Here is an 11,799-nt window from a genome sequence, read left to right as displayed (position 1 = left end):
TGGGAGTGATGAGTGACGACGACGGTCGCCCGCCCTCCCCCGAACCGCGGCGCGGTCCCGCCTCCGACGAAGGCGTACTAACTCGACTCCGGACGGCAGAGGAGGGGCCGCTGCTGTTCGTCCGCGAAGTTCTGACGAGCGCGCTCGCCGTGTTGGCCGTCGGGTTGTTCCTGTTCGCGGTGAGCGGCGTGTGGCCACCGATGGTCGCCGTCGAAAGCGGGAGCATGGAACCGCACATGCACAAAGGCGACCTCGTGTTCATCACGGGACCGGACCGGTACGCCCCGGACGCATCCGTCGAGGGAACCGCCGTCGTCACGGCCGAGACGGGCGCGGATGTCGACTATCGGAAGTTCGGCGGCCCCGGCAGCGTCATCGTCTACGACGACCCCGGGTCGGCAGGGCCACCGATTATCCACCGGGCGATGTTCTGGGTCGACGAAGGAGAGAACTGGTACGACCGGGCGAACCCCGAATATATGTCGGCCGACAACTGTCGAGAACTCGCCAACTGCCCCGCGGAGTACGCCGGCTTCATCACGAAAGGAGACAACAACCCGCGGTACGACCAGGTGAGCGGCATCGCCGACCCGATCCGACCCGAGTGGGTCCAAGGCGTCGCGCGGGTCCGCATCCCGCTTCTCGGGTGGGTTCGCCTGACGCTCGCCAACTCGATGGCGACGACGACGCCGGTCGCACCCGTGTCCGTTGAGTCCGTCGAATCCGTCGACGTGGCGACCGAGGACGTGACCATGATTGAGGCGACAGCCACCAACATACCGACGACGGCACCGCTTCCGGTCGAGACGTCGAAGACAGCAGTGCACGGCGACGCGGTCGCGGCGTGATCCGGGTTCGGTAAGCAGGACTAAGCAGAGCGGAACTTCTACGACGGCACCAACCAGAGAGCGACGATTGTCGTTTAGTGATTGTCGTTTAGTTATCGAACCGCGCCTGCACGAACGGCTGTGCGCTCTCGATGTCGCCGAGTCGGGAGTCCGTCAGCAGGACGGCCTCGGTCTCGTCAATGGGGACAGAAAGGCTGATTTCCTTGGTTCGGCCGTAACGACCCTTCGAGACGACGACGGCGTTGACGATGCCGAGCATGTCGAGTTCCGAGATGAGGTCGGTGACGCGGCGTTGGGTGAGGACATCGGCGTCGATCTCCTCGCAGAGGCGCTTGTAGATGTTGAACACCTCGCCGGTGTTGATGTTGCGGACGCCGTTTTTCTCCAGGAGGATGATGGCGAAGAGGACGATTTTCGACTGCGTGGGGAGGGTACGGACGACCTCGACCACCCGGTCGAGTTCGATTTTGTCCTGCGCCTGCCGGACGTGTGCCTCCTCGACAGTGTCGGCCTGCCCGCGCTCTGCGAGCTCGCCGGCCGTGCGGAGCAGGTCGAGTGCGCGCCGGGCGTCACCGTGTTCCTGCGCGGCGAAGGCGGCACACAACGGAATCACGTCGTCCGTGAGCGCGCCGGGCTTGAACGCCACGTCGGCGCGGTGCTGGAGGATGTCGCGGAGCTGATTCGCGTCGTACGGCGGGAAGACGATTTCCTCCTCGCCGAGGCTCGACTTGACCCGGGGGTCGAGGAAGTCGGTGAACTTCAGGTCGTTCGAGATACCCATGATGGAGATGCGGGAGTTGTCGAGTTCGGAGTTCATCCGCGAGAGGTTGTAGAGGGTATCGTCGCCCGACTTCTCCACCAGCTTGTCGATTTCGTCGAGCATGATGACGACCACGCGCTCCTTGTAGTCGACGGCGTCGAAGAACGTCGTGTAGACCCGGTCGGTCGGCCACCCGGTCATCGGCACCGTCTCCATCTCGTCGGCGTCGTCGTCGAGTTCCGCCGCGCGCTCGTCTATCTCGGCGATGGAGTCGTAGGGCGTGTCCGCGAGGGCGTTGGGGTCTTCCGTCGCCCGCGTGCGCATCTCGTCGAGTCGTTCCTGTTCGGCCTCGATGCGCTCGACGTTCTTCTCGATGAACTTGTTCGCCAACTGCGCGAGCACGCGGTACTGCGTGTCTGTCACCTCGCAGTTGATGTACTCGACCTCGCAGGGCACGTCGTACTTCTGGGAGGTGGATTCGAGTTCCTGACTGACGAACTTCGCGCTCGCGGTCTTGCCGGTCCCCGTCTTCCCGTAGATGAGGATGTTCGACGGCGTCTCCCCGCGCAGGGCGGAGACGAGAATCGTCGCCATCTGGTTTATCTGGTCGGTCCGGTGAGGGAGTTCGTGCGGGGTGTACGACGGCCGAAGGACTTCCTTGTTCTCGAAAATCGGCTCGCCGGCGAGGAGGTCGTCGAACAGCCCCTTCGAACCCTCGTCGTCGTTGAGGACGACCTTGTCGAGACCGACGTCGGGGTCTTTGTGCTGGTCGAGGTCCTCGTCAGGCGCGTCGGCGTCGGGGCCGATGCTCGCCTGAATGTCGATGTCTTCGGGGGAGACGTCGTCCTCGGCGGCGGATGTCGGTGCCCCGGAGGACGCATCGTCAGCGGACGCGTCGGTACTGGGTGCATCGCCGGAGTCGCCGTCGACGGCGCTGTCGTCCGACGTACTGTTCCCGACTTCTCCTCGTGCGCCGCCTCGCGGATTCTCTTCCTCGTCCATCGTGAATACCCCTTTGTTTCAAGTGGAATAGTCGCCCGCAGCGGCGCATACGGTGCGTGAGGCCGGTGGTAGCCGGCATCTGCGCGTCACGCCGAAGAAGGCGATTCCAGATGATGCAAAGGAACCAAACGAACAGTCGGTACAAAAATCTTACTTCTCCGACTCGTCTGCCGCCGTCCGACCGGAACTCGGCCGGACGGGACCGTTTCAACACGAGCGCTCGATTCGCTCGGAGGACGGAGACTCCTCGCGACCACTGTTCGGAAGCGCCGGTTGGAGTCGTCAATCGATTGAGGTCGTCAGTTGGAAGTCGGGAGTCAGTCGAGGGTCAACCGGGGGTCAGTCGATGGAGGTCGGCAGGTCGTATCGACACCGAGAGCGGAGCGTCTCGGAGTCGAAACCATGGCCGGGAGTCAGGGATGGGTGAGGAAGGGTTCGGATGAGGCGAGTAGTTCGAGTCGATTGGAGAACGTAGTCGACGTGGGGTCTGATAGAGTCGACCGGCTGGGACGGAGGGAATTGGGCACAGTGGCGTCGAGGTGAAACGGGTCGGTTCGAACAATCGCACTCTACCGAGTCGAACCGCGGGACGCGTCGAGACTCCAAGCGATAGTGGTAGATTTCGACGAACGGCAGTTGCACACCGGACATCCGGGCGGCACCACACCGGACTCCCGGTTGACGCGAAACCCACCGGTCCGCGCGGGTGGAGTGGAACTCGGAGTTGAGTGGGTGTCCGACGAGAAAAATTGGTCCCCGCAACCCCTCTGTTTCGTGTGGAAACGGGAAAAACACGCTTCCGGAGAAATCGAGGAACTGAGGAGTTCAGCGACTGTTCTAACCCCTTGGTTTCCTCTGCAATTAAGTGGGTGTTTTCCAGTTCGACGGGAAACCCTTGGGGCTCGGAGCCCCCACACCCCTTCGTTTCGGGTGGAGCCGTGAGAGAGTAGGGAGGGGGTCTCGGCGGTCTTTAGATACAGATAGTTTTATTAACTATATTATCATACCGTAACCGTACTGGGGCAAAAAGAGATATTATTGTACTCCCCTAGAATAGAATTAACGTCCCACCGCCGTCTAGCGGTCTCCCCCCACCCACCCCTTCGGGCCGTTCCACCCGAAACGAAGGGGTGGGGGTGTTACCCCTGCGACGAGTTCACGTCCGTGGAGTGGCCCGCCTCGACGAGAGAGCCACTACCGGTACGGGGCCGGACTTCCGGCACCGATATCGTTTCGGTCCCGTCCCCTCCTACTCACTTCGGCGGACGAAGTCGGTAGTAGCGGCGGTTGAGGTTGTACATGTACCCCTTGCGCATCGTCTTCAGCACCGCGTAAGAGGCCGCCCCGGCGACCCCTTGTTGAGGAACGGTACGACGGCGATAGCACCGACGACGTTCGCCAATACGCCGTAAGTGAGTCGGAAGTGGGCCGTCTCACGAGTCTTGCGCTCGCTCCAAGTAGGCGTCTCGTCGTCGGGGGCTACGATGCCCGCGCCGTCGGCTTGCACACTTTGTTCGGGAGGGTCTGGTTCCCTCATGGTTACAGGAACCCGTTCTAACTACCTTTCGAATTGACAAATATCTGCATTCCAAACGTCATCAGAAATTAATTTCAAACTAGCTAACTAATTTGGCGGGGGTGAATATGCCATCCGAGCCGGCCGATGAGTTACTCGCTCGCGCTTTCGCCGAGGGTCGAATACCCTCACGCTTGTCTGTGTCTTGGCTAATCGGCTCGCGCGCACGCACGCCCGAAGTAACACAAATCGCCGAGTGAGACACCAGCGGAGGGATGCGGGACGGGGTCACTCCGTCGAGTCTCTTTTCGAAGGGTGCGGCCAGTGGCGTCTTTCCGCTGCCCCTCCCTGCCCCTTCGTTTCACGTGCAATCTCCCAGTTCTCTCTCGTCTTTTTCTCGCTCGCGTCGGTCCGTCGCGACCGCTGTCCACGACGTTCTTTTCTGTCGTCCTGTCTCCCACGTGACTGGTGTCTGACGTAGTGCTTAAGTGAGTCCGGTTGGGTGATACCTCCATACGCCCTCCACGACGCGTTCGGGAGGTGCGGGAGGCCCAGGATGGGACTGCTCACAGATTTAAGAGACAGCATCTCACGAGTCGTCGACCGGCTCTTTTCGGAGAGCGAGCCGAAGCGGATCGGTATATATGGCCCGCCCAACGCCGGGAAGACGACTCTCGCAAACCGTATCGCCCGTGACTGGACCGGTGACGCCATCGGTCCCGAGAGCCACATCCCTCACGAGACTCGCCGCGCCAGGCGGAAAGAGAACGTCGAAATCGAGCGGAACGGCAAGAAAGTCACCATCGACATCGTCGACACGCCGGGTGTCACGACGAAGGTCGATTACAAGGAATTTCTCGAACACGACATGGAGAAAGACGACGCCGTCCGCCGGTCCCGCGAGGCGACCGAGGGCGTCGCCGAGGCCATGCACTGGCTCCGCGAGGACGTCGACGGCGTCATCTACGTGCTCGACAGCACGAAGGACCCGATATCGCAGGTCAACACGATGCTCATCGGCATCATCGAGAGCCAGGACCTGCCCGTGCTCATCTTCGCGAACAAGATCGACCTCGAAGACTCGAACGTCGAGCGCATCGCGAACGCGTACCCACAGCACGAAACAGTCGAGTTGTCGGCGCTCGAAGGGGAGAACATGGACGAAGTGTACGCCAAAATCGCGGAGTACTTCGCGTGATTCACCATGCCTGAAGCAACCGCCTCCGACAACGGCTCCGACGGGGTCCAGATAGACCTCTTCAGCGGGAATCGGATGGCAAACCTCACCAGCATGGAGAAGATTCGGCTCATCCTCGACGGCGTTCGCGACGGCAACATCGTCATCCTCGAGGAGGGCCTTTCGCCCGACGAGGAGTCGAAGCTCATCGAGGTCACGATGGCCGAGATAAGCCCCGACGAGTTCAACGGAATCGAAATCGAGACGTACCCGCGTTCGCAGACCGCAGACCAGAGCTTCCTCGACCGGCTCATGGGCCGACAGTCGACCCAGAAGCTCACCGTCATCGGTCCCGCGAACCAGATTCAGACGCTACACAAGGACGAGAATCTCATCAGCGCGCTCGTCTCGCGAAAGTAGGGGGTCCCACGAACGCCCTCACGCGCCATCCGGCGTCAACATCTATCAATGCCACATCAATGCACCACGTGCGGTAAGGTGTTCCCCGACGGCTCGAAGGAGATGCTCTCGGGGTGCCCGAGCTGCGGCGGCAACAAGTTTCAGTTCAAGCCCGCGTCGAGCGGGAGCGCTCCCGCGAGCGCGAGCGACGACGCGACGTCGACGGGCGGCGCCGGAACGCGGGACCTGACCTCCTCGGCGGCCGACGCCGTCCGAGACCGCGGGCAGCGTCAGTCCCATCTCGATTCGACCGACGAGGAGTCGATGACCGTCAGCGACTGGGCGAACGCGAATGCGGACGCGGACGCCTCACAGCGAACCGAGACTGCCGATGCCGCCGGCTCGACCCAGAACGAGCCGTCGTCGACCGACGCGGCCGACGCAAGTGACGCGGTCGACGACCCCGAAACCAAACCCCGCGGTTGGGGTGAATGGCCGTCTGCGCCCGGCGAGTCCCCGGGCGCAGACCCGCAGGACCCGGAAGCGTCGCGGAACGAATCGCGGGTCCAATCGGCCTCGGAGCAGGCCAGTCGCTCGCGGGGACCGGATTCGCCCCCGAACCGCGAGCCGGGCAAAATCAACGCGCGCGAGACGGACGAAGACAACTCCCAGAAGAGCGCGCGGAGCGACGTCGTCACCCCCGAGGAACTCGCCGCTGCCGACGCGAACCGGCGCGGCTCGCCGGCCGAGACGCCGTCCGAAGCGCCTTCCGGCCCCGACCCCGACGCGGCTGCCGGTCAGTCCACCGACGCCGCGCCCACGGACGCGGACGGCACGGTCATCGAGCCGTCGTCCGACGACCGACCCAACCTGGACCAGCTCCGCGAGGAACTCAACGACCAGTTCGAGAGCATCAAAATCGTCAATCCCGGTCAGTACGAACTCAATCTCATGGAACTGTACGACCGCGACGAGTACATCATCTCGCTCCGCGAGGACGGCCGCTACGTCATCGAAGTCCCGGATTCGTGGGGCCCCGGCAACCGCGAAGACTGAGCGCGTTCCTCGCGTCGAACTGATTTTCCGACCCCGTTGTTTCCGGTGGAACGCCGGCCGTTCGGTCTCGCGGACGAGTCCGTCCGTCGAATCGGCACAATCGTTATATACGATAGTTGAGAGTATATCTCCTTGGGGAAGCGCTATGTCCAATCCGCACAACGAAAAAGTCGCCGAGTGGGCGTCGCTCCTCGGAGCGTCGCTCCCGTCCGCGCGACCAGACGACCTCGACCTCGACACCGCCGACAGCGCGGGGTAACGACCGCCGCGGTTTCCACCGGCGGACCGCTTTACTTTCACCCCGCTCTGCGAACCCTTATCGGCGAGGACGCGTAATCGTCACCGATGTCGGCCTCCGAGGACGTTGCGTACGTGGACCACCCGCTACTCGCGCCGTCGTTCATCGAGCGACGGCTCTATCAGATTCGCCTCGCCGGTACCGCGCGCAACGGCCACACACTAGTCTGTCTCCCCACCGGCCTCGGGAAGACGACCGTCAGCCTACTCGTCACGGCCCAGCGGCTCTACGACGTCGGCGGGAAGTCGCTGTTTCTCGCGCCGACGAAGCCGCTCGTCCAACAGCACGCCGACTTCTACCGCGAGGCGCTGAACGTCCCGGACGACGAAATCGTCGTCTTCACCGGCGACGTTCGGCCCGACGACCGGGCTGAACTCTGGCAGGAGGCCCAGATTGTCATCGCCACGCCGCAGGTCATCGAAAACGACCTCATCGGCAACCGCATCTCGCTTCGGGACGTGACGCACCTCACCTTCGACGAGTGCCACCGCGCGAGCGGCGACTACGCCTACGTCTACATCGCAGAGCGCTACCACGCCGACGCCGAAGACCCGCTCGTCACGGGGATGAGCGCCTCGCCGGGCGGCGACGAGGAGGCCATCCTCGAAGTCTGTGAGAACCTCGGCATCGTCGACGTGGAGGTGATGACCGAGGAGGACGCCGACGTGTCGGAGTACACCCACGACACGGACGTGGAGTGGAACCGCATCCAACTCCCCGACGAGATTCTGGAGATACGCGACGCCCTCAACGAGGTCATCACCGACCGCCTGGAGAAACTCAAGCAGTTGGGCGTCACCAAGTCGACGAAGCCCGATATCTCGCAGAAGAAGCTCAACCGGATGCGCGCGGAGCTACAGCGGCTGATGAACGCGGACAAGTCGGAGGGCTACAAGGGTATGTCCACGCACGCGGAGGTGATGAAGCTCCGCCGGGCTGTCGAACTCGTGGAGACCCAATCGGTCGAGTCGGTCCGGCGGTACTTCGAGCGCCAGCGCAACGCCGCCCGGTCGTCGGGCGCGTCGAAGGCCAGCCAGCGACTCGTCGCCGAACCGAAGGTCCGCGAGGCGATGCGGAAAGCCGAGTCGTTCGACGGCCTCCACCCGAAGTTCAGGAAGACGCGCATCCTCCTCGCGGAGACGCTCGGCATTCAGGACGGCGAGCGCGTCATCGTCTTCACCGAGTCCCGCGACACGGCCGAGGCGCTCACGGAGTTCCTCTCGGAGAGCTTTTCCGTCCGGCGGTTCGTCGGGCAGGGCGACCGCGAGGGCTCCGACGGGATGACCCAGAACGAACAGCAGGAGACCCTCGACAAGTTCCGAAGCGGCGAGTTCGAGGTGCTGGTCTCGACCTCCGTCGCGGAGGAGGGCCTCGACGTGCCCGAGGTCGACCTCGTGCTCTTTTTCGAACCCGTGCCGACGGCCATCCGGTCCATCCAGCGGAAGGGTCGGACCGGTCGTCAGGCCGACGGTCGCGTGGTCGTCCTCCTCGCCGAGGACACCCGCGACGAGGCGTACTTCTGGATATCGCGCCGTCGCGAGAAGACGATGCAAAACGAGCTTCGCGACCTCAAGGGTGCGGCCGACGACCTCGAAGCCGAACTCGACCCCTCCCAGCGCGACCTCTCGGCGTTCGCGGGAGACGACGGAAAATCCACCCAGAATTCGGAGGGTTCCACCGGAAACGGGGGGGTTGACGCCGCGACCGAGAACGGTGCAAACGGAGCGTCGGACGCCGCACCGACCGCCTCGAACGGACAGACCGCGGCCGCCGCGGCGACCGACTCGGACGGACAGTCCGGCCTCGCCGACTTCGGTCCCTCCGACGAGGAACTGGCGCGGGCGGAAGATGGTGATGACGGCGACGACAGCGACGACGCGCCCGTCCGAGACGAGGACTCGAACGATTCCAATGCCAACCCGTCGTCAGAGACCGAAGGCGACGAGTCGGGCGAACTGGCCACCGTCGCCGCGGCAGGAACGGACGACGAGGAGACCGTCGAAATCGTCGTTGACCAGCGCGAACTCGACTCCAACATCGCCCGCACTCTCTCGAAGCGCGAGGACCTGACGACCCGGTTGGAGACGCTCGCGGTCGGCGATTACGTCCTCTCGGACCGCGTCGCGGTCGAACGAAAGAGCGTCTCGGACTTCCTCGACACGCTCACTGGCGGCGACCGCTCGATATTCGAACAGATAGCGGACCTCACGCGTCACTACGCCCGGCCACTTCTCATCATCGAGGGTCGTGGTCTCTACGAGGAGCGGAACATCCACCCCGGCGCGATTCGGGGGGCGCTGTCGTCGGTCGCGGTCGACTTCAACGTGAGCGTGCTGTTCACGGAGGACGAAGACGACACCGCGGAGATGCTGGCGACCATCGCCACCCGCGAGCAGACGGACCGCGAGCGCACCGTGAGCGTCCACGGCGGCAAGAGCGCGAAGACGCTCGACGAGCAACAGGAGTACGTCGTCTCCGCCATCGCCGACATCGGCCCGGTCACGGCGCGGACGCTGCTCGAAGCGTTCGGGAGCGTCGAGGCGGTCATGACCGCCAACGAGGACGACCTCAAAGAGGTCCGTGGCGTCGGCCAAGTTACCGCCGAGCGAATCCGCGAGGTCGTCGGGGCGGAGTATCGCTGAGCGGTTTTCCTGCCCGTAGGCGCGTCAGGAGACGAGGGTCACCGGGACGGGCTCGGTCCGAAGCACCGTTCGGTGGCGCTTTCGAAGTCGGCTCGTTCGACGACTCGGTCTTCGTTGCCGCCACGAGGTGAACGTTCCCGCCAGCCCGACCGCCGTCTCAATGGCGACGTCGAGCGCGTTTGCTCGCGTCGGTGCCGCCGGTGTGGATGAGTGTGCTTCTCCGAAACAGAGGGACCGCAGTGTGTTGATTTCAACCGCCGAGAGAGATCGCGGTTCGCGGGTCGGTTATCGGTCGAGCGCGGAGATGGCCTCGGCGGCCTCGCGCGCGGCGGCCAGGTACTCGGTCGCCCGCCGCGGGTCGTCGGTCGACTCGGCGCGCTCGGCGGCCCACGTCAGCGTCCGCACGAGCGACTCGCGCGCGTCGGTGACGTCGCCGGCGACCTCGCGGCGTGCACGCTGCCCGGTCGCCCTCTGGTCGCCTGCGGTTCGCGCCGGCGGGGTCGCAGCACGCCCGTTCACGCCGGTGGGGTCGCGGCGCGCCTCGTCGGCGACGCGGGTTCCTTGGCCCTGCGCCGGCTGTCGCGTTCCGGCCTGTGGTCGCTCGGAGTCCGACGCCTCGGAGGTGACCGCCGCAGAGTCGGCCGCCGCATCGGCGCTCTCTACGGACTCGGTCGCTCCGCCGGACGAGGCCTCGACCCCAGCCTCGGACACGTCGGCTTCGACGGCCGCCTCGGCGGCCCGCTCCGCGTCTTGGTCCGCGTCCGCCGCGACCTGCCCCTCGGCCTGACAGGTCGGACAGAACACCTGTCCCTCGTAGCGGAACAGCGGGTCGCCGCAGTTGTCGCAGTGCTTGTTCGTCATCGTCGCGCCCTTGAGGAGCAACTCGCTCATGCGCTGGGTCGAACGGCGCTTCTTTTCGTCTCGTTCGTACTTCTCCCGAAGTCGCTGCCGCTCTGCTTCCTTATCGAAGTCGCTCATGTGCGTGTGGACGCGACGTGCGTCGAAAAACCCCACGGCGTCGCTCGGGTGGGTCCGTCACCGACGGTCTCACCGGCTCTCGCGGCCGACCACACCCCGCCGCTGTCGGTCGAAATTCGACGACTGACGAACAGATAATCGACAGACGGCGCTTCGGTGCCCGTTTCGAAACGTTTACTCGGAATCCACAGCCTGGTTAATGTGGTATGACGAAAGTTAGCGTGATTGGTGCGGCCGGGACGGTCGGCGCCGCGGCTGGGTACAACCTCGCGCTTCGCGATGTCTGTGACGAACTCGTGTTCGTCGACATCCCGAAGATGGAAGACAAGACGGTCGGACAGGCGGCGGACACGAACCACGGTATCGCGTACGACTCCAACACGGTCGTGACGCAGGGCGGCTACGAGGACACCGCCGGCTCCGACGTGGTCGTCATCACGGCGGGCATCCCGCGGCAGCCGGGACAGACCCGCATCGACCTCGCGGGCGACAACGCCCCCATCATGGACGACATCGGCTCCTCGCTCGCGGAGCACAACGACGACTTCGTTTCCATCACCACGTCGAACCCCGTCGACCTGCTCAACCGCCACCTCTACGAGACGGGCGACCGCGACCGCCACAAAGTCATCGGCTTCGGCGGCCGCCTCGACTCCGCCCGCTTCCGTTACGTGCTGAGCCAGCGCTTCGACGTGCCGGTCAAGAACGTCGAAGCGACCATCCTCGGCGAGCACGGCGACGCACAGGTGCCCGTCTTCTCGAAGGTCCGCGTCGACGGCAACGACCCTGCCTTCTCCGGCGACGAGAAAGACGAGATTCTCGGCGACCTCCAGGAGTCCGCCATGGACGTCATCGAGCGCAAGGGCGCGACCCAGTGGGGCCCGGCGACCGGCGTCGCCCACATGGTCGAGGCCGTCCTGCACGACACCGGCGAAGTGCTCCCTGGCTCGCTCGTCCTCGACGGCGAGTTCGGCTACGAGGACACCGCCTTCGGCGTCCCCGTCAAGCTCGGCTCGAACGGCATCGAGGAAGTCGTCGAGTGGGACCTCGACGACTACGAGGCCGACCTCATGGACGACGCGGCCGAGAAGCTCCGCGACCAGTACAACAAAATCGCGTAAGC

Annotated in this window: 8 protein-coding genes and 1 pseudogene; 6 read left to right on the top strand and 3 right to left on the bottom strand. The window is 64.4% G+C overall.

Annotation, left to right across the window (positions count from 1 at the left end; translation table 11 throughout):
• Positions 1 to 8: 8 nt before the first annotated feature.
• Complete coding sequence (locus C457_RS00430; RefSeq protein ID WP_008090937.1) at positions 9 to 848, top strand: S26 family signal peptidase; 840 nt, start codon at positions 9 to 11, stop codon at positions 846 to 848.
• A gap of 88 nt (positions 849 to 936) precedes the next feature.
• Here the strand turns inward: C457_RS00430 and C457_RS00425 are convergent, their stop codons facing one another.
• Positions 937 to 2,610 carry a Cdc6/Cdc18 family protein gene (locus C457_RS00425; protein ID WP_008090936.1) on the bottom strand — a complete coding sequence of 558 codons (1,674 nt, stop codon included), beginning with the start codon at positions 2,608 to 2,610 and terminating at the stop codon, positions 937 to 939.
• Positions 2,611 to 3,863: 1,253 nt separating this feature from the next.
• Positions 3,864 to 4,024: pseudogene (locus tag C457_RS21200) on the bottom strand (cytochrome bc complex cytochrome b subunit); the annotation flags it as partial.
• Positions 4,025 to 4,682: 658 nt separating this feature from the next.
• Here C457_RS21200 and C457_RS00420 point away from each other — a divergent pair.
• From C457_RS00420 to C457_RS00405, 4 genes are all read left to right on the top strand, one after another.
• Complete coding sequence (locus tag C457_RS00420) at positions 4,683 to 5,324, top strand: Era-like GTP-binding protein (RefSeq protein ID WP_004974066.1); 642 nt, start codon at positions 4,683 to 4,685, stop codon at positions 5,322 to 5,324.
• A gap of 6 nt (positions 5,325 to 5,330) precedes the next feature.
• Entirely contained in the window at positions 5,331 to 5,723 is a 393-nt protein-coding gene (locus tag C457_RS00415) for a DUF2073 domain-containing protein (RefSeq protein ID WP_004044951.1), read from the top strand.
• 48 nt (positions 5,724 to 5,771) lie between these two features.
• Positions 5,772 to 6,758 (top strand): OapC/ArvC family zinc-ribbon domain-containing protein, encoded by a 987-nt coding sequence (locus tag C457_RS00410; protein ID WP_083864259.1) that lies wholly within the window; start codon positions 5,772 to 5,774, stop codon positions 6,756 to 6,758.
• A gap of 345 nt (positions 6,759 to 7,103) precedes the next feature.
• Entirely contained in the window at positions 7,104 to 9,698 is a 2,595-nt protein-coding gene (locus C457_RS00405; RefSeq protein WP_008090929.1) for a DEAD/DEAH box helicase, read from the top strand.
• A 285-nt stretch (positions 9,699 to 9,983) separates the two neighbouring features.
• Here the strand turns inward: C457_RS00405 and C457_RS00400 are convergent, their stop codons facing one another.
• Entirely contained in the window at positions 9,984 to 10,676 is a 693-nt protein-coding gene (locus C457_RS00400; RefSeq protein WP_008090928.1) for an Sjogren's syndrome/scleroderma autoantigen 1 family protein, read from the bottom strand.
• A 206-nt stretch (positions 10,677 to 10,882) separates the two neighbouring features.
• Between C457_RS00400 and mdh the strand changes: the two genes are divergently transcribed.
• Positions 10,883 to 11,797: a malate dehydrogenase gene (gene mdh, locus C457_RS00395; protein WP_049905028.1), complete on the top strand. Its 915-nt coding sequence runs from the start codon at positions 10,883 to 10,885 to the stop codon at positions 11,795 to 11,797.
• Positions 11,798 to 11,799 lie beyond the last annotated feature (2 nt).

The sequence above is a fragment of the Haloferax prahovense DSM 18310 genome (assembly GCF_000336815.1).
Lineage (GTDB): Archaea > Halobacteriota > Halobacteria > Halobacteriales > Haloferacaceae > Haloferax > Haloferax prahovense.
The sequence above is the reverse complement of the archived record's forward strand: the minus strand, read 5'-3'. Positions and strand labels throughout refer to the sequence as shown.